25 protein-coding genes and 1 riboswitch are annotated in these 23,717 nt (G+C 44.4%); of the genes, 6 read left to right on the forward strand and 19 right to left on the reverse strand.

Annotated elements, in window-relative coordinates; translation table 11 throughout:
* Nucleotides 1-19 precede the first annotated feature (19 nt).
* Entirely contained in the window at nt 20-1,609 is a 1,590-nt protein-coding gene (gene mbcS, locus ABWW58_RS13135) for an acyl-CoA synthetase MbcS (protein ID WP_353869558.1), read from the forward strand.
* A 63-nt stretch (nt 1,610-1,672) separates the two neighbouring features.
* Here the strand turns inward: mbcS and ABWW58_RS13140 are convergent, their stop codons facing one another.
* Genes ABWW58_RS13140 through ABWW58_RS13155 form a run of 4 tightly spaced genes read right to left on the reverse strand, consistent with a single transcriptional unit; the run spans nt 1,673 to nt 5,314 of the window.
* Entirely contained in the window at nt 1,673-2,443 is a 771-nt protein-coding gene (locus tag ABWW58_RS13140; protein WP_353869559.1) for an SDR family NAD(P)-dependent oxidoreductase, read from the reverse strand.
* Between the two features lie 49 nt (nt 2,444-2,492).
* A complete protein-coding gene (locus ABWW58_RS13145) occupies nt 2,493-3,293 on the reverse strand; it encodes an energy-coupling factor transporter transmembrane component T family protein (protein WP_093669181.1) in 801 nt (266 codons plus the stop codon).
* On the reverse strand, nt 3,253-4,731 hold the full coding sequence (locus ABWW58_RS13150; protein WP_353869560.1) for an ABC transporter ATP-binding protein: 1,479 nt from the start codon (nt 4,729-4,731) through the stop codon (nt 3,253-3,255). The genes ABWW58_RS13145 and ABWW58_RS13150 overlap by 41 nt, the downstream gene beginning before the upstream one ends.
* Nucleotides 4,718-5,314: an ECF transporter S component gene (locus ABWW58_RS13155; RefSeq protein ID WP_353869561.1), complete on the reverse strand. Its 597-nt coding sequence runs from the start codon at nt 5,312-5,314 to the stop codon at nt 4,718-4,720. The genes ABWW58_RS13150 and ABWW58_RS13155 overlap by 14 nt, the downstream gene beginning before the upstream one ends.
* Nucleotides 5,315-5,426: 112 nt before the next feature.
* Nucleotides 5,427-5,522, reverse strand: a riboswitch (TPP riboswitch).
* A 173-nt stretch (nt 5,523-5,695) separates the two neighbouring features.
* Here ABWW58_RS13155 and ABWW58_RS13160 point away from each other — a divergent pair.
* Nucleotides 5,696-6,247, forward strand: a complete 552-nt coding sequence (locus ABWW58_RS13160) for a hypothetical protein (RefSeq protein ID WP_353869562.1) — start codon at nt 5,696-5,698, stop codon at nt 6,245-6,247.
* A 92-nt stretch (nt 6,248-6,339) separates the two neighbouring features.
* Nucleotides 6,340-6,543 (forward strand): hypothetical protein, encoded by a 204-nt coding sequence (locus ABWW58_RS13165; protein ID WP_093669173.1) that lies wholly within the window; start codon nt 6,340-6,342, stop codon nt 6,541-6,543.
* On the opposite strand, the gene ABWW58_RS13170 is transcribed toward ABWW58_RS13165, so the two are convergent.
* Together ABWW58_RS13170 and ABWW58_RS13175 are read right to left on the reverse strand one after the other, a co-directional pair.
* A complete protein-coding gene (locus ABWW58_RS13170) occupies nt 6,540-6,926 on the reverse strand; it encodes a YppE family protein (protein WP_353869563.1) in 387 nt (128 codons plus the stop codon). The two genes, ABWW58_RS13165 and ABWW58_RS13170, sit on opposite strands and share 4 nt — an antisense overlap.
* A 96-nt stretch (nt 6,927-7,022) precedes the next feature.
* A complete protein-coding gene (locus ABWW58_RS13175; RefSeq protein WP_353869564.1) occupies nt 7,023-7,358 on the reverse strand; it encodes a hypothetical protein in 336 nt (111 codons plus the stop codon).
* Nucleotides 7,359-7,606: 248 nt separating this feature from the next.
* Between ABWW58_RS13175 and recU the strand changes: the two genes are divergently transcribed.
* From recU to ABWW58_RS13190, 3 genes are all read left to right on the forward strand, one after another.
* A complete protein-coding gene (recU, locus tag ABWW58_RS13180) occupies nt 7,607-8,209 on the forward strand; it encodes a Holliday junction resolvase RecU (RefSeq protein WP_353869565.1) in 603 nt (200 codons plus the stop codon).
* A gap of 83 nt (nt 8,210-8,292) precedes the next feature.
* Nucleotides 8,293-10,647 (forward strand): transglycosylase domain-containing protein, encoded by a 2,355-nt coding sequence (locus ABWW58_RS13185; protein ID WP_353869566.1) that lies wholly within the window; start codon nt 8,293-8,295, stop codon nt 10,645-10,647.
* A gap of 643 nt (nt 10,648-11,290) precedes the next feature.
* The gene (locus ABWW58_RS13190; RefSeq protein ID WP_353867341.1) at nt 11,291-12,427 is read left to right on the forward strand and encodes an IS110 family RNA-guided transposase; all 1,137 of its coding nucleotides are present in this window, start codon (nt 11,291-11,293) and stop codon (nt 12,425-12,427) included.
* Nucleotides 12,428-13,018: 591 nt separating this feature from the next.
* Here ABWW58_RS13190 and ABWW58_RS13195 read toward each other — a convergent pair.
* The 13 genes from ABWW58_RS13195 to ABWW58_RS13255 form a co-directional block, all read right to left on the reverse strand.
* Nucleotides 13,019-13,549, reverse strand: a complete 531-nt coding sequence (locus ABWW58_RS13195) for a YpoC family protein (RefSeq protein ID WP_353869567.1) — start codon at nt 13,547-13,549, stop codon at nt 13,019-13,021.
* Nucleotides 13,524-14,201: an endonuclease III gene (gene nth, locus ABWW58_RS13200; protein WP_353869720.1), complete on the reverse strand. Its 678-nt coding sequence runs from the start codon at nt 14,199-14,201 to the stop codon at nt 13,524-13,526. Before nth ends, ABWW58_RS13195 begins: the two co-directional genes overlap by 26 nt.
* A 13-nt stretch (nt 14,202-14,214) precedes the next feature.
* Nucleotides 14,215-14,913: a DnaD domain-containing protein gene (locus ABWW58_RS13205; protein ID WP_093669161.1), complete on the reverse strand. Its 699-nt coding sequence runs from the start codon at nt 14,911-14,913 to the stop codon at nt 14,215-14,217.
* Between the two features lie 131 nt (nt 14,914-15,044).
* The gene (gene asnS, locus ABWW58_RS13210; RefSeq protein ID WP_353869568.1) at nt 15,045-16,337 is read right to left on the reverse strand and encodes an asparagine--tRNA ligase; all 1,293 of its coding nucleotides are present in this window, start codon (nt 16,335-16,337) and stop codon (nt 15,045-15,047) included.
* A gap of 33 nt (nt 16,338-16,370) precedes the next feature.
* Nucleotides 16,371-17,555, reverse strand: a complete 1,185-nt coding sequence (locus ABWW58_RS13215; RefSeq protein ID WP_353869569.1) for a pyridoxal phosphate-dependent aminotransferase — start codon at nt 17,553-17,555, stop codon at nt 16,371-16,373.
* Between the two features lie 50 nt (nt 17,556-17,605).
* Entirely contained in the window at nt 17,606-18,094 is a 489-nt protein-coding gene (locus ABWW58_RS13220; RefSeq protein WP_353869570.1) for a cell wall elongation regulator TseB-like domain-containing protein, read from the reverse strand.
* 270 nt (nt 18,095-18,364) lie between these two features.
* Nucleotides 18,365-18,748, reverse strand: a complete 384-nt coding sequence (gene panD, locus ABWW58_RS13225) for an aspartate 1-decarboxylase (protein ID WP_093669153.1) — start codon at nt 18,746-18,748, stop codon at nt 18,365-18,367.
* Nucleotides 18,748-19,626 carry a pantoate--beta-alanine ligase gene (panC, locus tag ABWW58_RS13230; RefSeq protein ID WP_353869721.1) on the reverse strand — a complete coding sequence of 293 codons (879 nt, stop codon included), beginning with the start codon at nt 19,624-19,626 and terminating at the stop codon, nt 18,748-18,750. The genes panD and panC overlap by 1 nt, the downstream gene beginning before the upstream one ends.
* A 269-nt stretch (nt 19,627-19,895) precedes the next feature.
* A complete protein-coding gene (locus tag ABWW58_RS13235; protein ID WP_353869571.1) occupies nt 19,896-20,891 on the reverse strand; it encodes a biotin--[acetyl-CoA-carboxylase] ligase in 996 nt (331 codons plus the stop codon).
* Complete coding sequence (locus ABWW58_RS13240; protein WP_353869572.1) at nt 20,849-22,066, reverse strand: CCA tRNA nucleotidyltransferase; 1,218 nt, start codon at nt 22,064-22,066, stop codon at nt 20,849-20,851. Before ABWW58_RS13240 ends, ABWW58_RS13235 begins: the two co-directional genes overlap by 43 nt.
* A 25-nt stretch (nt 22,067-22,091) precedes the next feature.
* Nucleotides 22,092-22,505: a methylglyoxal synthase gene (gene mgsA / locus ABWW58_RS13245; protein ID WP_353869573.1), complete on the reverse strand. Its 414-nt coding sequence runs from the start codon at nt 22,503-22,505 to the stop codon at nt 22,092-22,094.
* Nucleotides 22,506-22,538: 33 nt separating this feature from the next.
* On the reverse strand, nt 22,539-23,348 hold the full coding sequence (dapB, locus tag ABWW58_RS13250; protein ID WP_353869574.1) for a 4-hydroxy-tetrahydrodipicolinate reductase: 810 nt from the start codon (nt 23,346-23,348) through the stop codon (nt 22,539-22,541).
* On the reverse strand, nt 23,345-23,695 hold the full coding sequence (locus ABWW58_RS13255; RefSeq protein WP_093669145.1) for a nucleotide pyrophosphohydrolase: 351 nt from the start codon (nt 23,693-23,695) through the stop codon (nt 23,345-23,347). The genes dapB and ABWW58_RS13255 overlap by 4 nt, the downstream gene beginning before the upstream one ends.
* Nucleotides 23,696-23,717: the final 22 nt, after the last annotated feature.

Consider the following 23,717-nt stretch of genomic DNA (forward strand, 5'->3'; position numbering starts at 1 on the left):
GGGAGATGAGCGGAAGCTTATGGAATTGACAGATCTCATTGCACCACAGAAGTATAATTTAACAAGTGAAATTGACCGTTTTGATTCCGATCGAATTGCGCTGCGATGGGAAAGTGAAAATGGCGAAAAACGAACCGTCACCTATCATGAATTAATTCAAAAAGGAAAACGTTTTGCCAATGCCTTGAATCAATTAGGCATCAAAAAAGGCGATAAAGTCATGACGATTGTCCCTAGAATCGTTGATGCTTATGTTATCTATTTAGGTGCGCTTAGGGCAGGAATTGCGGTGATCCCCGGATCCGAAATGCTTCGTTCCGGTGACATCAGCTTTCGTATCAATCAGGGCGCGGCAAAAGCGATCATCACATTCAAGGATTATACCGATCAAGTTGACCACATTCAGGAAGCGATGCCTTCGCTGCGACATAAGATTTCTGTCGCCGGTGATACAGATGGATGGCTCTCCATGGATCAGCTCATGGAGAATGCCTCTGATTCATATACCACTGTGGATTCAGACAAAGATGACATGGCCTTCTTAACTTATACTTCAGGAACTTCAGGCACGCCAAAAGGAGTTGTGCATACGCACGCTTGGGCATATGCGCATATCAGAATTGCTCCGAAACGCTGGCTGAACATTAAAGAGGGCGATACGGTTTGGGCAACTGCAGGTCCAGGCTGGCAAAAATGGATCTGGAGTCCGTTCCTTTCAGTACTTGGCAAAGGGGTTACCGGTCTCGTTTATTGTGGCCGTTTCCATCCGGAAAAACAGCTGCAGCTTCTCCAAGATTATAAAGTTAACGTCCTCTGCTGCACACCAACTGAATATCGACTCATGTCAAAGGTCGATCATTTAGCTGACTATGATTTGTCAAACCTTCATACCGCATGTTCCGCTGGTGAAGCGCTGAACCGAGGCGTTATTGATATTTTCAAAAACACTTTTGACATTCAGCTTAAAGACGGCTACGGTCAGACAGAAAGCACCTTACTCATCGGTACACTCGTCGGAAAGGATGTGCGGATCGGTTCTATGGGGCAGCCCATACTTGACGAATTCATCACAATCATTGATGAAGACGGGAACCAGGTGCCGGAAGGCGTTGTGGGTAATATCGCTGTGCGCCGAGACTTTCCCGCCCTCTTCAAGACTTATTACCAGCAACCGGATCGTTACCAAGCGGCCGTTATCGGCAACTATTTTCTAACTGGCGACCGAGCATCGAGAGACAAGGACAACTATTTCTGGTTTCAAGGCAGGCGCGACGATGTAATCATCAGTTCTGGCTACACGATCGGACCTGCTGAAGTTGAAGATGCGCTTCTGAAGCATGATGCAGTTAAGGATTGTGCGGTTGTCGCAAGTCCGGACACGATCCGCGGCAATATTGTCAAAGCCTTCGTAGTATTAAAAGACACCTATACTGAGGATGAAGCACTGATCCCTCAGCTGCAAAAATTCGTCAAAAAACAAACGGCCCCTTATAAATACCCAAGAGCGATTGAATTCGTTTCCGAACTTCCAAAGACAGTGTCTGGCAAGATCATGCGCTCGGCACTTCGTGATCTGGAAGTGCGGCGCGCAAAAGAAAAGCAAGAATAAACGAGACAATACAAATAAAAAACACCCAACGGGATTAACTGTATCCTTTGGGTGTTTTTATGTTTATTTTTTCTTGTTGGATCCGGTGATGATACGGACGGCTTTGGCACTCCATCTTCTCGGTAATAGTTTGGCCGCGATTGCGCCTGCATAATTAACTTGACCGGTGACGACCACTCGCTTCCCTTTCATCATTGCCCGGTAACCAATCCTTGCAACGGTCTGGACATCCATGGTGCGACTGAACATTTTGGTATTCTCAGCATGAGCGACTGAACCAAAATTGGTATGTGTCGGTCCGGGACAGAGTGCAGTCACGGTTACACCGCTTTTATCAAATTCTTCAGCAAGCGCTTCTGATAATGAAAGTACATACGCTTTGCTGGCAAAATAGACGGCCATGAACGGACCGGGTTGATAAGCGGCAGTACTTGCCACATTCATGATTTTCCCCATTTTGCTGCGCAGATCAGGCAAAAAATAATAGGTGAGTTCTGTCAGAGCAGCGCAATTTAACTGAATCATTTCACTTTGACGCTCAATAGGCAACGAATCAAAGGCACCTACAAGTCCGAAACCGGCATTATTAATGAGTAAATCGATCGTTAAACCATTTCTTTTAACCTCATCGAAAACCTCTTTTGCCGCATGAAACTGACTCAAATCTTTCTTAATAATCGTGACCGATCGATCCGTCAGCTCTGATTTTATTGCCCGCATCTTCTCGTCGTCTCGAGAAACGAGTATTAAGTCATAATGATCCGCCGCCAGCAATTTGGCAAGTGCGTTACCGATCCCGCTTGTCGCGCCGGTTACGAGTGCTGTCTTTGTCATTGGTTCTCCTCCCTGCACATTTCTATCATCTATGATGCACTCGGTACGCTCAATGATCAAGCACATTCGTAAACGGAGTAAGCGGAAAGTAGGCTGCAAAAACAAATCCAAGCGTGACCGTTAGTAACATAATGACGATGAAATAGAGATCAATTCTGCTCCATCCGATCTCATAATAATATGTGCGTCTTTCTGTCATCGAGAAACGTTTGGCTTCCATGGCGATCGCGGTTCGCTGTGCACGACGGATCGATTGAGCGAGCATAGTCAGCGAATAGCGGTTCATCCGCTCATATAGCGGTTTTATCCCCTTTTGCCTCGTCATACCGCGGACCCGCATCGCTTGACGAATATGCAAAAATTCTTCAGCCATGATCGGAATCATTCGGAAAGCTGCAAGACAGCCGTAAGCATAACGCACAGGGACTTTCAATTGCTGCATCAATGAATAGAAAAAAGGAACAGGCAGCGTCGTCGTCGCAAAAATCATGCCGATCAAGCTAAAGGTGAAGGTTCGCAGTCCAAGCAGCAATCCTCGCGCCAAACTTTCCTGTGTGATCAAAATCAGCGACTGATGATAGATGATATGGCTGCCCTTGCCGAACATAATCATTGCCGATGCGCTAAAGAGCGATACAATCAAGGTCAAAAATACAAACCAAAACGACCACTTTCCGGCAAGTCCGCTCACTAAATAGTAAAGGATCAGAAAGAAGAACGACGCCCAGATCATCGTATTCAAGTTTTGGACAAACAGATAAACAATAAAAAGTGAAGAAATTAATAGGAATTTCAAACTGGGATTGATCTTAAAAAACAACTTGTTCGTGCTCGCCCAAACGTTGTCCACGATTCCTCTCCTCCCCGCCTTCACTACTCACACGATCATTAACAATTCTGCCATTTTCGACGGTCAACACACGTGTTGCAAAATGGTGAACGATTTCCATTTCATGGGTAACCATGACGATGGTCGTCCCTGCCAGTCTGAGCTGTTGAAAGATATCTAAAAGTGCAAACGTATTTTTAGCGTCCTGTCCAAATGTCGGTTCATCGAGAATGAGCACATCCGGATGATTAATCATAGCAGAAGCAACACTTAATCGGCGCTTTTGACCGGTAGACAGCTGAAAAGGATGCTGGTTTCTTTGCGCTTTAAGCGTGTAGCGTTCCAAGTGCTCATCCACTCTGCGCGCAATTTCTTCTTCATTCATTTTATTAACTCGAAGACTAAACGCGAGCTCATCCTCAACAGAATCGGTGACAAACTGGTATTCAGGATTCTGAAAAACAAATTGGACATGATTTTCGGGATGATCGAATGACCAACGGATCTGCCCATTGGTGCGCAGCAGCCCCATGATTCCTTCGATCAATGTGCTTTTTCCTGCACCGTTCTCACCAATAATTGCGATCCACTCTCCGCGATTAAGGCACAAACGATCAGCAGAAAATTTAACTTGTTTCTGGCGGAGAACCGCAAAGTTTTTCAACTCAAGAATAGATTCAGCATGCTCAAAATTTATCTGGTTTCCTATTTGATTTTTCTCGTAGTCAGACCAGATATCAGGATGCCAAATGCCAAATTCATCAAGTTTATCTCGATAACGCGCCAACGTTTCCTGCTTTGGACCGTCAGCGAAAATCTCGCCATGTTGGTTGAACAGGACCACACGATCCACAAAATCAAGCACATGGTTGATTTTATGCTCAACAATGATTAACGTCCGATCCTTGCCAATTTGGCGGACCGTTTTCCAGAGCTGTTCAGTTCCATTCGGATCGAGCAGCGCAGTTGGTTCATCGAGAAAAAGAACTTCAGGTTCAAGTGCCAAAATGCTGGCAATCGCAAGTCGCTGTTTCATTCCCCCGGAAAGAGTGCGTATGAGCTGGTGATTGTTATCCAATTTAAGATCAACCATATCCAGATAACGCTGAATTAATTCCGCCATCTGCGCGCGCTCAATACACCGATTTTCGAGCACAAAAGCAATTTCTTCATCAACGTACGGCATGCAGAACTGTGTATCCGGGTCCTGGAAGATGAACCCCCAGTTACTGGGAACGTCCTGTCGATCAGAACGCATAGGCAGTTCGATACTGTGCGGTATAAGTCCTGAAAGCACTTGTAAAACAGTTGATTTGCCGCATCCGGATGGACCAAGCAGCAAGACTTTTTCTCCTCTTTGATAATCAAAAGAAAGATCTTTAAATAGCATTGCATTCTTTTTTGGAAAAGCGAGACGCAGATTCGTGACGCCCCATCCTTCCCGACTAGTTGAGGACATCGTAATCTTCCTTCGTTACCGGGCGAAGCGACTGTGTTACGCCTGTCTTCTCCAAACCTTTAACTAATGCGTACGGAAATAAACCGGAAAGAAGAATTGATCCAATGACACGGAACACAAGATACAACGTTAAGTTCCAACCCGCAAGAAGAGGAAGATATGCATAGCCTGCGTCCAAAATAATTGATGCGATCAATGCGGCGAAGGCAGATAGTGAGGTGACCCCAAGCGAAAATTTCTTATAGCGCCAAGCGGCAAAAATAGCTTCTGAAAACGCGCCTTGAAGCAAACCATAATAGAGATTGATGACACCGCCACTGCCTGCGAATAACATTTCTGCCAGTGCCGCCGCGGTTTCTGCAAGAAAAGCAACACTTGGTTTACGGATGAGCAGTGCGGCGAACGGCGCGGCAATAAACCAAATACCATACAGAAGCGCGTCCAAGTGCAGCCCGAACGGTTTCACTAAATCATAAACCGGGCCCATCAGACGGAACACCAATCCAAAGACAAGTGCAATCACGATTGTAACAAGAATGTCTGTTAAATTAAGCTTTAAATTCGTACTTTTTTCCTTACTCATGATCAATTCCCCCTCTATAATCATTCTATAGTTGAATCTTCCATCCAATCGACCTGAAAAAAGGTTTGAAAACACAAAAAACCGCTTTCATTAGCTTAGAAAGCAGTAGTCATTTCATCAAGAACCACTTTCCTACGCTGGTATTACCCAGATCAGGTCCAAGGGTCGGGACAAATCCCTCTCAGCAAAAGCACCCCTAGTGGACGAACAATTCATTATTCATTTAACAAACTAAACATACTACAACGTGGTCAATCGATCAAGAATTAACGCTTTTCTTCTCTAAGCTGTTGTGCTGACGCGCGGCTAATTATTGGTGCAAATGAATAGAAAGCAAGCTGTAAAGTCAAGATAAATAAAAAGAATCGGAGGACAGATTTTATGCATCAATCCAGAATGATCATTCATTTAACACCATTCATCCTATGCGCTCTTATGTTCTTCCATCCGGTGGTTTCACATGCAGCCAATATTACTCAAATCATAAAAGCCGATCGTCCTGAAACCAGCGAGCTCATGGAACACCAATCAGATCTTATTGTCTCTGTACATCTTGATCAACACATACGAAAATGGGATACCGGGCAGCGTTTGCCCTCAGGAGAACGTTTTGTCAATGCGGAGCAAATACTCCACATCCACAATCAACTAAAGGGACAAGCGCCATCACCTGCCTTATTGTTAACGACAGGTGTGGAGCCCCTTCCCGATCCGGAGAGTCCATTGAATACACAATATACCGGCCCGCTTGCCGATGGTGACTACGTTTTATTTCTTAAACACTTCCGAGATCCTAATCATTTCATTTTAAGCGGCGGCTTCTGCGCTGTTTACCCAGTGGTTTTCGGTAAACTGATCGCCTTGGATGCCGGATTTAAAGAATTTGGAGGCAAGACGATACCCGAATTACAACAATTGCTCCATTCTGAATAACGCATGACATGTCTTCTCTCACTTTTAATGACATATTTTAATGGGACAGGCCATATAGTCTATCAAAAGCTAATTATCAGGAGGGAACGACAATGGAAAAAACAAACACAACACCACTCTCGAAGAAACAAGATCCAATTAATGAACGTATTCGCCAGATATCACAGAAAATCGAACACCTCTCCGCCGAAGAGTGCTTTGAATGGATCACGAAGGTCATGTATCGGGCTATTCTTTTTCTTGGTATCCCCTATTTCCTATTTGTTCTCATTTCGTTCATTCGTATGGCGAGTTAATGCGCTGCCCAATCCCGCTCTAACTGATCCAACATATTGTCAAACACATAATCGATTGACTTTATTGTCTCGTAGAAACGCCGTTTTCGCGTATCTTTCTGAAACGCAGTGACGCAAATAATCGACAGATTGTCGCAAGTATCCTTTATCTGAATGGGAAAGACATACTTCGGTTTGCTGCGCCTTACCCATGCTTCAGCAAGTGGACGCCAGATATCAATCAATTCCTGCACTTTATCGGCAAACGGTTTGACTTCATTATAGAAATCCACTTGATAGTCTTTTTCTTGAGTTCGCTTAGCAAACTGTTGGAACGCATTTTGGTTTAATTCTCTTAAATGCAAGGTTAATTCGCGCAGCTTGTTGTCTGCTTGTTGATGCACGTTCATTCACTCCAATAAATCTGTTTCTATTAGTTTACCATGAACCGGACGTTTGGCTTTAGGTACTGCTCATGGTTCGTGAAGTCGGTCGAATGATTAACCAAGCAATTGCGTTGACTGCTGCTGCCACGGCAGCTTTTGATCCGTGTCCACGGTTGACGTCTTGCGCTGTCCGCTGAAAAAAACTGCCTCTAATTGTTTTGAATAATAAACATTTGTTCCTCTGGCAGCTTTTGCCAACAATTGGTCAACCTGTTGAATTTTCCGATCGGATTTCGCAAGTCTTTTCTTGCAGAAAGAAAGATGATAGTCAATGATTTCTTCATTTTTGCGCATGATCTTATTTTCAAGTTGCTCTAACTGCATATTCAGATAATCAATTCTAAAGGATAACTCCCCGACAGACATTCCATTTACCTTATCTGAATTCATAACTGTTCCTTCTTTCTTTTTTAATCATATTAATAGCTTTCCATGGATAAGAATGATCCCCTGCATGGTCGACAAAACTCGTAGTAATCTCGCAAAACTAGTGGAATAGTGCGTTAATACTTATTACACTTTTGCATAAGATAAGAAAATTAACCTCTTTAATGCGGACTTTGGTATACTGTTCTAAGAGATTGATTGTCATGTAACCAACGAAACCTTAAAGTACCGGAAAGGAGCGTTCTCTGCTCATGACCGTCTTTTATCCGAATGGACAACCCTACAAGAAGGAAAACACGACATTTGAGAAAAAGACAGGTTCCGAAATCGTCTACGGTCATCGCGGCATGACTTTGGAAGAAGATCTGAATGTAACGAACCGCTACTATATCGAAACGGATCGAGCAGTGATCTATAAGAAACCAACACCGATCCAGATTGTTCACGTGGACTATCCGAAACGAAGTGCGGCGAAAATTACTGAAGCCTATTTTCGCAAAGCCTCTACCACAGACTACAATGGTATCTATAGGGGAAAATACATAGATTTCGAAGCGAAGGAAACCACACACGAGAACTATATCCCCCTGAAGAATTTTCACGCCCATCAGGTCGAGCATATGAAACGTATCAAGCGACATGGCGGAATTGGATTCATCATCGTCAAATTTTCGCAGAGTTCGGATACCTATTTGCTCGAATCCGATTTTCTTGCATCGTTCTGGGATGCTTCTTTAAGTGGGGGTCGAAAATCAATTCCCAAACATTTTTTTCATGAACACGGGCACTTAATCCCCCAGAGCTACCTGCCTCGAATTGACTACCTTCGCATCGTGAATCAGGTGTTTTTTTGAGTTGGTCATAATCTATGGGAACAATCGAATACTATGAAACGTAAACCATGGGACAGGTTTTTTTGGGAAAGGTAGGATCAGTCATGGTTGAATACCATACACGAATGGAAAGACGGCGCGCAGCCGAACAAGAAAAACAAAAAAGCGAAAATAAGAAAGTATCGAACAAAAAAAAGAAATCCGGAGGGAAAAAACATTGGGTGAAACGGATCTTCATTATCATCTTACTCACTCTCTTATTCCTTATTCTAGCGGGAACGATCTTTGTACTTGCAGTGATTAAGGATGCGCCTAAATTGGACGAAGATGCGCTGCACAATGGGATATCATCATTCGTCTATGATCAGAACAACAAAAAAGCGACAACCGTAGCCTCAGGGGAGCATCGGGTATATACAAGTATTGACTCCATTCCCCTTAGCGTTCAGGATGCTTACATTTCAACTGAAGATGTTCGCTTTTATAAACATATCGGCGTTGACCCGATCCGAATTATGGGCGCTGGAGTCGCTCAATTTACCAAGGGTTATAAATCTGAAGGTGCCAGTACAATTACGCAACAGGTTGTCCGCAACGCGATGTTGACGCAAAACAAGACGTTTACACGTAAGATTCAAGAAATGTATCTAGCGATTCAATTAGAGAAGAAATATACAAAAAAACAGATACTTGAGATGTACTTGAATCAAATTTATTTAGGCGAAGGCCCAACCTATGGTGTTGCGGCCGCTTCTGAACGCTATTTCGGTAAAAACATTAAAAATGTTAATCTTGAGCAAGCGGCGATGCTCGCGGCGATGACGCGTAATCCGGGATACTATGATCCGATCCGCCATCCTGTGCAAGCAAAAGCAAGACGTGATTTAGTTTTAGATTTGATGGTGCAAAACAAAGCAATTTCCACGGCCGAAGCAGCAAAAGCAAAAGCTGTCACCATGAAGCAAATGACTAAGGGTCATCGAAATATACCTATAAGTAATCGAAAATATGGCGCTTTTCTCAATTATGTGCATCAAGAGCTTGTTGTGGATAAAAAAGTGATCACGGAGAAGGAATTTAGTTCCGGAGGTCTTAAGATCTATACGACGCTTGATCCCGAAATTCAGCAGCAAACCCAGGATACGCTAAACAATGATAAACTTTATCCGAACGTCCAGCAAAATTTCCAGGCAGCCGTATCAGTGATCGATACACAAACCGGAGCGATTCGCGCGCTTGGGGGCGGACGTAATTACAAATATACGTACACAAACTGGTCTTACGACTCAAAAAGAAATATTGGATCGACAGCAAAACCAATTGTAGATTATGGACCGGCGATTGACTATTTGAAGTGGCCAACAGACTATGAGGTCAACGATTCAAAGGATATTAAATACAGCTGGGGAAAAGAAATCAATGACTGGGACGGCAAGACGCTTGGAAAAATGACCATTCGCAAAGCACTCTATTTGTCCCGAAATATTCCTGCGTTGCAAACCTTTCAGGAGGTCAGCGATGCACTCGGTGGAACCAAAAAAATCCGTACATTCGCTGAAAAGCTTGGATTTACCGATAACGTATTGAACAAATTAGGCGAAGCCTATGCGATCGGTGGCGATGGTTTTAGTACCAATCCGCTGCAAATGAGCGGAACATACGCAGCATACGGCAACAACGGTATTTATAATCAGCCCTACGCTGTCCGAAAAATTGTAAAGCCGGATGGCGAAGTGATTCAGTTGGATCATACGCGGCGAGTTGCAATGCATGATTATACAGCGTATATGATTACGGATATGCTTAAAGATGTTATGACGAGAGGAACCGGCGTCGGCGCCAATATACCCGGTGCTAACCTTGCCGGGAAAACCGGTACAACTAATGTCCCCTCCGATTATGCGCGTCAGTTCAAAATTTCAAAATCGGGTGAGGACCATGGTGCTTTGGATTCTTGGTTCGTCGGTTATAATACGAGGTTGACCACTGCCGTCTGGACAGGATACGATGCTTCAGATAAAAGCAAAATTGGAAATAAGAACTACGGATCTTATTTAGGACCAAACGAACAAAATTATTCCAAAGCGATATTCAGAAACATCATGGCTCGATACATGGTTGGTGCTTCGGATTTCAAACAGCCGAATTCAGTGATCAATCTTAGTAATGGCGAGTTGGCTGTGAAGAATTCGACGATTACCAATCATTATAAAACTGAGAGCAAACCTGATGACGCCAGCAGCGCTGATTCGTCGAGCAGCAGTGCAGAGAGCAGCAGCTCATTACCGCCTGAAAGCAGTTCAAGTATGCCGCCTGAAAGCAGCAGTAGTGATGTGAGTTCGGAGCCGCCTGCTTCTTCATCAGAACCACCTGCCTCATCTTCTCCACCGGTTTCGTCTACGCCGCCCGCATCCACGGATTCCGCAACGACAACGAATACCGAAACACCAGCACCTTAATAAAAAAAAGAGTTCACCGAAAAAAATCGGTGGACTCTTTTTTTACAAAAGTATATCGTTTTGCCCTGCCGGTACGACAATAAGGTCATAAGATTCCGTTGGGCGATCAGGTAAGCGCCCAATCTGAGAAATAAACGGAAAAATTCCGCTTAATTGGAAAATTAATGAAAAAATTGCTTAAATAGACGGAGAAATTCCGCTTATCGAATCGAAAAACGTGAAAATGGCTGGTTTTTCTGTGAATAAGCGGAAAAATTACCTTTATATACCTGTGAAACAGCGCCAGGATGCATATAACCGGAAAATCTCCGCTTATTTTATTCCAGCCACGTTACTTAATCAAGAATCTAAATAATTCATGAAATAGAACTGTTTGTTCTGGGAGTAACGTCGAAGCCACTGCATCCTGTGGAAGTGCATCCTGCAGCTCACCGATCACTAGGCCTCTGTCTGCCCCATGGCCTGCCAACCGGCAAGTTTTCTAACACTGATAAGAAAGTATAATAAATAAAAAATTTAAGGAAACGAGTTATCATGAACAAAACTAGCCCCCTTGATTGTAGAATCGTGGATTAAATGGGGAAAAATGAAAGAGACTTTCAAATCCTCAAACAGAGCCATCATACGAAAGGGAGCTAGCACTATGAATGATAACACAAAATATGTAGGTTTAGACGTCTCTAAGGAAAAAATAGCGGTTGCGGTTGCCGAAGAAGGAAGAAACCAGCCCCAGTACATCGCGATGATTCCTTATCGACCAGAAGCGATTCGGAAACAAATGAGCCGATTAGGGGATCCGAGCCAGTTGCGTGTCTGCTACGAGGCCGGACCCACCGGATATGGCCTTTATCGTTTACTCAAGGCGATGGATATTTATTGCGAAGTCATTGCTCCGTCCCTGATTCCGCAAAAGCCGGGTAATCGTGTCAAAACAGATCGACGTGATGCTCTGCAGCTGGCAAAATTATATCGAGCAGGCGAACTCACCCCTATTTATGTTCCCAGTGAAGACGATGAAGCACTCCGTGATCTCGTCCGTGCACGGGAAGATGTCAAAGAAGATGAATTGCGCGCGAAGCATCGGCTTACGAAGTTTCTTTTGCGGAACGAAATCAAAGAACCTAGTGGAGTACGAAAGTGGACCCGAGCGTACAAAGATTGGCTCGATAAACTTTCGTTCGAGAAAAGCGCCTCTTTGGTAGTTTTTCAGGAATACTTGCACACACTCAAAGACATTGAACTTCGCTTAAATCGTTTAGAAAAGGAAATTGAGCGTCAAGCAAAAGAAGGACACCATGCGTCGATGATTCAGGCGCTTCAAGTTTTTCGTGGCATTTCAACCATCACAGCCACAAGCCTTGTAGCGGAAATAGGATCATTTCAGAGATTTCAGACTGCGCGACAGTTCATGGCTTATACCGGGCTCATCCCTAGCGAGCACTCGAGTGGCGAGTCCCGGCGACAGGGGAAAATCACAAAAACAGGCAATCGTCATGTTCGACGGCTGCTCATTGAATCTGCATGGAGTTATCGTTATCAGCCGGCCGTTAAGGGTGCTTTGAAAAAGCGTCAAGAAAATCAACCGCCACAGCTTTTAGGCATTGCTTGGAAAGCACAGACGCGCTTGCACACAAAGTATTTCCGTTTAATGGGAAGAGGTAAGGAAGCAGGCAAAGTAGTGACGGCGATCGCACGGGAACTCGCTGGGTTTGTTTGGGCACTCACGCAACAGCTTGACGAACCGAAAACGGTCACTCTCAATGAGGAGCGCACTGCATGACCTTTGACAGGGAGCCTCTGTGGGCGCTGTTTTCCCGCAAAAGGTGGCCAGCTTGAGTTTTGCACGGCTTCCCAGCCTACCACGCCCACCTCTCCCTGTCAAAGGGTGCTCGTATCTTGTTTCGTTGTAGAAAAAATAAAATAAAAGAAGAGAAGGACTTGAGAATAGGGCTGGAAGGCAAAGATGAAAACCGTAAGGGATAACGCACGACTTACACATGTGCTCGCTTGAATTGAAGTGAATGCACGAAACGAGTTCGTGACAGATCCTGAGACGGAACGATAAAATGTGAAAACCCACGGATATCAGTATACTCATCGGCGAAGAGATTTTTGCCTTCGAGCCGTGCGCTCGAATCGTTCTAGAAAGCATTCGTTCATAAAAAGAGAAGGTGAATTCAAAAGAGACGCAGTGGAGTGATGGAGTTGAAAGAAAAAAAGAAGCCCAAGAGCTTCTCTTCTTAAAGTTGGAATAAAACAGCTGATCCAATCCAATGTAGTGGGGGTATTGACAGTTTTGTTCATATCAGTGTAAGTGCAACTAAGTCTTTGCCTTCGACAGAGGCTTGGCAAAGCCAAGTTTTCTAATAAATTAGTGATCACTCGCATGCCGTCTTAGATATGCGGATCGCTTCTTTGTAAATTCTTGTTCCATTTCATCAAGCTGAATGAAGGATTGATAACGATCTGGATGAAGCAGCAAAAATCGGAGCCGCTCCTCGATATTTAAAGGTACACTGGGAATTGTTTGCATCTTTTGAATCACTGTTTCATGCTCTAAAGAATTCACAGGAGCCCCTGCTGCCCAATATAATTGGTCAATGAATGCGGACACGGATAAAATCATTGGCTTTCTCGCCTTTTTCTGCTCCCGACGGTGAAACAGTTCGCAAAGAGATTCTTTTTGCTCCACCCAATAATCATGAAAATAATTCTCACTTTTTTGCCAAGGCCATCGTTCAAGAAGCTGCGGATCATGATGATACATTAGATCATACAGAAACGGTGTGTTAAAGCTGATTTGTTCAGGGACTGATACATGCTCAACCATACGTTGATCCTTATAGAAAGGGGCGACACGGAAGGAGTTGGGAATGTTAAGATTCAGATATAACGTTTCCAAATTCTCTTCCACCTCTTTTCATGCGTTTCTTTCCTTCACGACAAACGTCTAATAATGGACATTCCGGACATTTTGGACTCTGAGCTTTACAATGATACCTGCCAAAAAAAATAAGCCGATGATGTGTTTGTGACCATTCTTCTCGCGGCAATCGGCGCATGAGTGTCTTTTCAACTTCGAGGACACTATCTTTCCAGCGGCAAATGCCCAACCGTTTCGTCACCCGTTCAACATGCGTATCGACAGCAAGTGCAGGTTCACCGAATGCTACCGATACAATGACATTCGCTGTTTTGCGTCCTATGCCCGGCAATTTGATCAGTTCATCCCAAGTGGTTGGTAGAACGCCGCCATAATTGTCAATTAACATTTGGCACATCTGCCTGATATGCTTCGCTTTATTCCGATAGAGTCCAATAGAACGTATATCCTGCTGAAGCTCTTCAAGCGATACAGCCAGATAATCTTCGGGTTCATGATATTTATGAAACAATGCCAGTGTCACTCGGTTAACCAAAGCGTCGGTACATTGCGCGGAGAGCATGACCGCAATCGCGAGTTCAAATGAATTTCGATGATTCAGCTCACAGTGTGCATCAGGGAACATAGAGGCAATTGTTTTCATGATGAAGTCAAACTGATTTTGATTCAGTGAATTTTCCTCCTTACCCGCGTTTTCCAAGCCAATTGTAGGAGGGCATCTTAGGAACGTCGTTTACTTCGCGAGCCGCACTTGATGAGCGTTGCTGATGTCCTCTGATTTTCTCGCCATGAGCCTTCGCTTGATCAAGTGTTTTAATTCCGTTTTTCTTCCAGTCAAATAAAATGCGGTCAATATATCGGAAGTTCAGCTTTCCGGATACAACCGCTTCACGCAATGCTCCTTTTATAAGCATTGGAGAATGTCGGTCTTGATCCATCCACATCGCAAGCGTCTCACATTCAATCGGTGAAAGCGGTCGTCCAAATTCTGTCTCAAATAGTGTATAAACTGTATCTTCATTATGTTTGGATGGAGCGTCTATGATCTTACCATATGCGCAGCGAAGCAGTTTTTCCCATAAGGGCTGCAGTGAATATGCTTCTGAATAAATTTGCTCATCGTTTTTCTGAACAATGGATAAGAAGCCGCGCTGGATTAAATGACGCAAAAGATCTGCACAAGCGGTTTCGTCAAAAGTCATTCGACTCGCCAGATCGTCAAAGGTGGGAAAATTATCCCCCTTGTTTAGAAATGAATGCAACTGAATCAGCAGCATGCATTCCTGCTCATTAAGGCCAATATCATGAAAATGTTCGATAAGCAGGGAAGGCACAGTGACACTGCCTTTTTCGACTAGTTGCAGCATGAATTTCATATCCATAATTGACACCTCATCGTTCATTATAGCATGGATCGTTATTTATTAATGAAATGTGAAGTCAAACTGAATAAAGACCCGGGAATAAACCAATCCCGAGTCTCTAGATCATCCAAAAGTACCTGAGCAATGCATCAAGGATAAATACGATTCAGCAGTCTTGGGAACGGAATGGTTTCCCGAATATGGTCCAATCCGCAAATCCAGGCAACTGCACGTTCAAGGCCCAACCCAAAACCGGAATGCGGCACGGTACCATACTGGCGCAGTTCTAAATACCATTTATATGACGGGTCGGTCAAATGGAACGCTTCATAGCGTTCTTTCATTAATTCCAAATCATCAATACGTTGACTTCCGCCAATGATTTCTCCATAGCCTTCAGGTGCAAGAAGATCAGCACAGAGCACTACTTCTCCGCGATCCGGATTCGGTTTCATGTAAAAAGCTTTAACCTTTGTCGGATACTCGGTAACAAATACTGGTACATCAAAATGTTCGGCGATAGCCGTTTCATGAGGAGACCCAAAGTCATCGCCCCATTCAATATCGTCAAAACCCTTACCTTTCAAGAACGTAATCGCGTCATCATAGGAAATACGCGGAAACGGTGCTTTTATCTTCTCAAGCTTTGTCGTGTCTCGTCCAATCGCTTTCAATTCTGGTTTGCAATTATTCAGTACTTCTTGAACGAGATAAGAAACATAGTTCTCCTGAACCTTCAAGTTCTCCTCATGATCACAAAAAGCCATTTCCGGCTCGATCATCCAAAATTCAATCAAGTGTCGTCTTGTTTTTGATTTTTCCGCACGGAATGCCGGTCCAAATGAAAATACCTTTCCAAAAGCCATAGCCGCAGCTTCCATATATAACTGACCGCTTTGCGATAGATAGGCATCATGATCGAAATACTTCGTATGGAATAAATCCGTTGTGCCTTCTGCAGAACTTCCGGTTAGAATGGGTGGATCTACCTTAATAAACTCATGGTCGTGGAAGAAATCATAGGTTGCTTTAATGACCTCGTTTCGGATGCGTAAAATCGCGTGCTGCCTGCCGGAACGCAGCCATAGATGGCGATGATCCATAAGAAATTCGACCCCGTGTTCCTTAGGCGTGATGGGATAATCCTGAGCAATCTGAATGATTTCAATTGATGCGACCGTGAGTTCAAATCCACTCGGCGCGCGTTTGTCTTCGCGTACAGTCCCTGTTACGTAGAGCGAGCTCTCCTGAGTAAGTTCTTTGGCTTTGCCCCAGTTTTCTTCACTAACTTCGTTTTTAAGAACGACACCCTGAATATAGCCTGTACCGTCACGAAGTTCAAGAAATTGAATCTTGCCGCTTGAACGCTTGTTCGCGAGCCATACACCTATAGTGACTTCTCCGCCAACATGATTTTTTACCTCGGAAATTGTTGCTTTCATTTTCTCTCGTGCCCCCCGGTTAACAAAACGAAATTAATTTATGTGTTTTTGAATAAAATGGTCGATACGATCTAATGCATTCTCAAGATTCTCCAATGATGTTGCATAGGATAAACGAATGAAATCCGGCATTCCAAATCCGGCCCCGGGAACTACGGCGACTTTTTCTTCATCGAGAAGCGCTGTCACCCAATCCGAAACGTGAGCAAACCCGCAACTTTCGCTCATTTTCCGTATATTGGGGAATAGATAAAAAGCCCCCTGAGGTTTCACGCATGTAATACCCGGCAATTCGGAGAGACGTGGGAAAATCGTATTCAGACGTTTCTCAAACGCTTGACGCATCGTTTCAATGCTTTCCTGTGGTCCATTATACGCAGCGATTGTCGCATACTGCGATACGGATGCCGGATTGGATGTACTGTGGCTGGCAACATTGGTCATCGCTTTGATTAACGCTCGATCACCAGCCGCATAACCAATTCTCCAGCCCGTCATTGAATGCGATTTCGATACGCCGTTAATAATCACGGTATGCGCCTGAACCTCTTCGGAAATTTGTGCAATTGAATAAAACGCATTTCCATTATAAACCAGTTTTTCATAGATTTCGTCCGAAACAATCAGGATATCATGCGCAATACAAAATGCGGCAATCGGTTCTAGTTCTTCTTTTGAATAAATCATACCGGTCGGATTGCTTGGCGAACTTACTATCAGCGCTTTCGTCTTTGAAGTGACTACTTGTTCAAGATCCTCAACACAGATCTTGAATTTTTTCTCCTCCGTAGTGGTAATTGTAACCGGAACCCCACCGGCCAGTTTCACTTGTTCGGGATAGCTGACCCAATAAGGTGCCGGAATAATCACTTCATCACCTGGATTCAGCAATGCTTGAAATAACAAATAAAGGACATGTTTTGCACCATTTCCGACAATGATTTGTGATTTCTCATAGTCGAATCCTTGATCACGCTTTAATTTACCAATAATAGCCTCTTTTAATTCCGGGAGACCAGCTGTCGGCGTATATTTTGTGTGGCCGGCATTCGCTGCTTCCATGGCTGCATCAATAATAAACTTAGGTGTGTTAAAATCAGGTTGACCGGCACCTAAGCCGATCACGTCATAGCCTTGTGCCTTCAATTCCCCGGCTTTCGCGGTAATTGCTAATGTACTTGATGGGGTAATGCTTTCCACTCGCTTTGCAAGTTGCATCGTCGTTGTTCCTCCCTGAACCTGCTCGTTTAATTACGCATCCTAATCATTTACAAATTCAAAATTCGCTGCGCTTCCTTACCGCTTTCAAAATAAAAAGACACATAATTATAGTTATTTTTAGAATTTAAGAACGTAATTTCCCAAACTGGATTTCCTTTAATTGCACCAAGACGTACTGAGATAATCCTTTTCACATCAAGCCGAGCATCCGCCAATTTTTGTATGGCCTGCCCCTGCGTTATTCCTTCACTTGCCAAACGTTCAAGGAACGGAGCTTTCTTTGGTTGATCCGGCACCCAAATGTAGACCTTCTTACCCTCTTGCTTCGCCTGAATCACTTGATAAGCGTCAGTTCCCCGAAATGGAGTAACCGATTTGACCTGATTAAATGAGTACCATTGCTTCGCCTTTTTGACAGCCGTGACCGACTCCTGTTCCTGATAGCCGGTATTACTTGTATAGAGCTTCAAAGCGCCGATTGCAACCATTAGTGCTAAGGCAACCAATACGGTAATAATCGTTGTTTTTGTTCTCAAAACATCACCTGAATCAATTTATGTATCCGGATGGCAGCAACTTGTTCCTGCCATCACTGTCGGTAAATAATGGCGGGAATGGACTTAAGCCTTCCCGCTCAAACTATAGTTACCCAATCAAGGGAAATAACCTGCCGACCCCACTACTATTCATCTATGCATTGCGGAAAAACCCGTATTCACGGGTTTTTCGACTGTTCTCATAGCAAATCAATCGTATCTATTCTTTAAACGAATTGCAAGGGTAATTTTGTCGTTCCCGTCTCAATTTTATAAAGTCTGCATAGGACTTTCACCGTTCAGCATCTTTTCAATACAATTATTCTGATCAAGTACAGCTACTGTCGGCTTGAGTTCACTATATTCACAAGTGTTCATTAGCGCGTAAGCCATAATAATTAATACATCACCTTTTTGCGCCAGTCGTGCAGCCGCGCCATTTAAACAAATGACACCAGAATGCGCCTGACCGGGAATCACATAGGTTTCAAGACGCGCGCCATTATTATTATTCACCACTTGAACTTTTTCATAAGGGAGCAAGTCAATGGCCTTCAATACTGCTTCATCAATCGTTATGCTGCCGACGTAATTCAAATTTGCGTCTGTGACTGTTGCTCGGTGAATTTTGCATCTTAAAAAAGGACGCATCATTAGACGGAGGCCTCACTTTCGCCATTGTCACAATTAATCGTTATGTTATCGATCAAGCGTGCATTTAAATAGCGTACGGCGCAGGCGATGATGACACGGCCACTCATCGTTTCTTTGGTACGCGTCAATTCCGGATAATTCAAGACATCGATATAGTCAACGCTGCCAAGTGTTAAATGTTTTTTATAGTAACCGCGTACCGCGCGAATGATTCGATCAAAATCTTTTTCACCGTTCAGAATTAATTCACTTCCGAACTGAAGTCCTTTATACACTTCCGGTGCTTCTCGCCGTTCCTCAGATACTAGACGTACATTGCGCGAACTCTTGGCAAGTCCGTCTTCCTCACGAACAATCGGGCAGGCAATTAACTCAATCGGAAAATGAAAGGATTCAATGAGACTGCTGACAATCGCTACTTGCTGAGCATCCTTCATGCCGAAGTAAACACGATCTGGTTGCGTAATCGTAAAAAGTTTCGTCAGTACAGTGGCTACCCCGTCAAAGTGACCCGGTCGACTCTTTCCGCACAGTACATCGTTTTTTTCATTAACCTTTACCGTCACTTGCTCTCCATTTGGATAAATCACACTTGATTCAGGAAGAAAAAGTGCGTCTACGCCACATGATTCGGCAAGTTGCGTATCGCGCAACCGGTCCTTCGGGTAATTCACATAGTCGTCTTTTTCTCCAAATTGCGTTGGATTTACAAAACAGCTGGCAATGACACAATCCGAGGTTGCTGCCGCCTTTCTAAAAAGAGATCCATGCCCTTCGTGAAGATAACCCATAGTCGGAACAAATCCGACAGTCTTTCCTAATTCCTTCTGCTCACGCACGAATTGCCTGACTTCGGCGGGTGTTGAAAGTAGTGACATAGTTTGCGTGTGTGCCACACTCATTTGGTTTTCCTCCTCTTGTCCTGAGAAGGTTTGGGTACGGAAGCCGCAAAAAAGCAATTTGCTTTTGGCGTAGCCCGCCCCTCCGTCCATGTCCGTGACCGGATCATGGCAGACGAATACGATAGTTACTCGGTTAGCTTGATCTAAGTACCGCTTTCAATGAAATGCAGCCTCGAACTAGACCCGCTTATCCGGCATTCTCATTATAACAAAAAGCTGTTTATTTTTCGCTAGTCGACCATTAGTCAATCCCACTCAATGTCCGCTGAATAAATATGTGTGATCGTTCCGTCCTTTTTTTCCAGAAGCAGAACGCCATCGTCATTTATACCTTGTGCAAAGCCCTCTAAAATCCGGCCGCCCGGTTGTCTGACTTTAATTTGCTTTCCGAGGTTCAAGGCACGTGCCTCCCAAAGCGGTCGTATGCTTTTGAAACCGTCACTCAGATACATAGCATAGAGACTCTCGAAGGAAACGAAAAACTGCTGAACAAATGGTGCCAGATCATAGCGTTTACCAGTAATTGACCTAAGCGATCCAGCAACACTCTTTAGTGAATCAGGAAATGCGGTTGGCTCTGTATTTACATTGAATCCGATCCCAATAACAACCGCCTTAACATAAGTCGCTTCAGCCTGGAGCTCGGTTAAGATCCCCACAAGCTTTTTTCCATCATACAGTATATCATTTGGCCACTTGATGCCGCATGACAGGCCGGTTTCTCGCTCAATGACATCAGCCGCCGCTACTGCAGTGAGCAGCGTTAATTGCGGTGTCTTCTCCATCGGAAGCTCCGGCCTGAGAATCATACTCATAGCGATCGTCATACCACGCTGTGATTGCCATGTATGACCAAGTCGGCCGCGACCGCTTGTCTGTTCATTGGTCACTACTACGGTTCCATCTTCAGCACCCTCATCAGCAAGTCTTAAAGCTTCTTTTTGTGTTGATCCAATCGATTCAAAAAAATGGATTGTGTGACCAAGCCGTTTTGTTTGCAGACCTGCGGCAATTGCGGAAGCATTTAAGCCTTCCGGAGCCTTCGTCAGCTTATATCCTTTCCTCTGCACCGACTCAATCCGGAAACCATCTTCGATCAGCGATTTAATATGCTTCCAAACCGCCGTGCGCGAGCAACCAATCAGCCCGGATATTTTTTGACCAGATAAAAACTGATCTCGATGTTCATATAAAAGGGTTAAGATTGCTTCTTTTGAGTGATTTGCCATTTTTTGAACCATGACCGAATCACCTCCAACTTATTTTCAATGCGACCGTTCACAACGTCTCGCTCAAGATCTTGGATCACTTCCGCAAGCCATGGACCGGGCAACAAATCCGACCAGTTCATGAATTGATTGCCAGTTACAGTGAGTTCGGAACGAGAGTGGATTGGGCAAGTGTTCCAAAGAAATTCTACTTGACGCTCACAGGATGCAAGATCATTTTCGTGAAGTGTTCCTAAAGCAGCAAGCAATCGATCCGCCGCTTTGGCGTCATTCGTACCCGCAAAATAGACAGTTTCCCTGGTCCATTCGTTCTTTAAACGCTGCTTTAACAAAGCGGTTAGACGTACAACAGACTGGCGGACGTTCTTCGACCATTTCCATGCTTTAGCAAAGGCATGCACGTCATCAATGCCTACACTAATCAAAAATGCTGTCCAACGTTCTTCATCGCTTTGCAGAATCCAATAGCGAGGTGTGTTCGCGTTCGTCACCGGACCTGCATGTTCCAGCATCGGCAGTTTATGGATACAGCCGGTTTCAAATAACAGTATGAGCGCATTGGCGACACCTTTGCCCGCAAGCAAACGTGTCATCTCCTGATTAATCCGTTCCACTGAAATATTCTTCAGCAATTCAGCTTTTTGATAAAAGGCTTCACACTCGGTTTGTCCGAGTGTGAAGCAAAGCTCAGATGCAAATCTCATCCCGCGCATCATACGCAACGGATCCTCAGAAATACGTTCCTCGGCCTTACCGACCGTGCGAATCCTTTGTTTTATAATGTCGCTTTGTCCGCCGAAAAGATCGATAATGATACCGGCGCGATCCATAGCCAATGCGTTGATCGTAAAATCACGTCGCATCAGATCTTGTTCAAGTGAGGAAACAAACGCGACTTGACTCGGATGTCGAAAATCATCGTAGCCGGTTTCCGAACGGAAGGTTGTTACTTCGTACGTACTGCCATGTGACAATACCGCGACCGTTCCATGCTCAATGCCGATGGGGATGGTTCGCTTAAATAAAGACACAACGTCAGCAGGATGCGCCGACGTTGCTACATCAATGTCATGAATTGGGCGACCAAGTAAATAGTCACGTACGGCGCCGCCAACGACATAGGCTTCAAATCCATGACTAATCAATTGGTCGAGAATAAAAGCCGCATTCTTAAAAGGAAAAATCAAAGAGGACACCTCACTTATTTACCAATCACTTGCTGCCCTTACGCTGATGTATAAGTTCACGCCAATGTATTTCACCACGGTTTAAGGCATGCATAAGAAGTTCTGCTGAAGCGAGATTAGTGGCAAGTGGAATTCGATAAACATCGCTTAATCGGAGCAGCGCGTTGACGTCCGGTTCATGCGGCTGGGCAGTCAGCGGATCACGAAGGAAGATTATCATATCCATTTCATTAGACGCGATCATCGCACCAATTTGCTGGTCGCCGCCAAGAGGACCTGATTGAAAACGGTGCACAGACAATCCGGTTGCTTCCATCACCTTTAAACCGGTCGTTCCCGTTGCATACAATTCATGTTTCTTAAGGACAGCTGTATAGGCAGTAGCAAATTCAACCATTTCAGGTTTCTTCTTATCATGCGCAATCAATGCAATTTTCAAGATTCTAGTCACCTCTTAGCAGCGCAAGGCCGATTAGTCGAGAATATTTTCCAATCCATAGACAAGCGTTTCCAAATCCATAACAGTTTTCGTCGCGTAGTGCACTCCGGTCATAAAGGATGCGCGATCCATTGAATCATGACGAAGCGTCAACAATTCTCCCTTGCCGCCAAAAAGTACTTCTTGATGGGCAATGAGACCCGGGAGACGGACACTGTGGATGCGCATGCCATCAAAATCAGCACCACGAGCTCCCGGAAGCGTTTCCTTCTCGTCGGGTGCGCCTTGCCTTTTCGATTCGCGTGTCTTCATCATCAATTCTGCCGTCTTAATGGCTGTTCCCGATGGTGCATCTTTTTTCTTGTCATGATGCAATTCAATAATCTCAGCATCGGGAAAATATTTAGCTGCCATTTGGCTGAACTTCATCACAAGCACCGCGCCGATTGCGAAGTTCGGCGCAATGATTCCGCCAAGCTTCTTGTCGTCCATCTGACTGCGATAGCTTTTGACTTCTTCATTGGTAAAGCCTGAGGTACCGATCACTGGCCGTACGCCGTAGTCAATCGCTTTTTGCAAATTTTGTTTGCCTGCCTCAGGATTAGTAAAGTCAATAAGTACATCGACTTCTTCATTTGAGAAGCAAGCATCGCTATCGGCGTATACTCGTCCGCTTAAGCCGGCCACTCCAAGTAAATCTTCGATACGTTCTCCATCGTGGTTGTGGTCGATCGCTGCCACAAGATCAAGACCTTCAGCCTTAGCGATCATGCGAATCGTTTCCGAACCCATTCGTCCTCTCGGTCCCGCAACTACGACACGAATTGTCTTTTTATCCGTCATTGTTGAATCTTCCCTTCGTCCTTTGTCTTTTTGGTCCACCGGTCTCTGTCCCGGGTCTGAAATTTATCCAGCACAATGGTTAACGCTTGTCCCAGATTAATATGTAAGCTGTTCGCCATGCAAATGACGACAAAAAGCAGGTCACCAAGTTCTTCTTCAACCGTCTTTACTGCTTCCGTCGGCTTCTTTTTTTTCTCGCCATAATAATGGTTAATCTCTCTTGCCAGTTCGCCTAATTCCTCAGTAAGACGGGCAGTCAGTGCAAGCGGAGAGAAATAGCCTTCTTTAAATTGACCGATGTATTCATCCACGTTTTTCTGAAACTCATCAAGTGTTTTGACTTCCATGCACAATCACCTCTACCTCTCT

It is taken from the genome of Sporolactobacillus caesalpiniae, assembly GCF_040513385.1.
Classification (GTDB): Bacteria; Bacillota; Bacilli; order Bacillales; family Sporolactobacillaceae; genus Sporolactobacillus.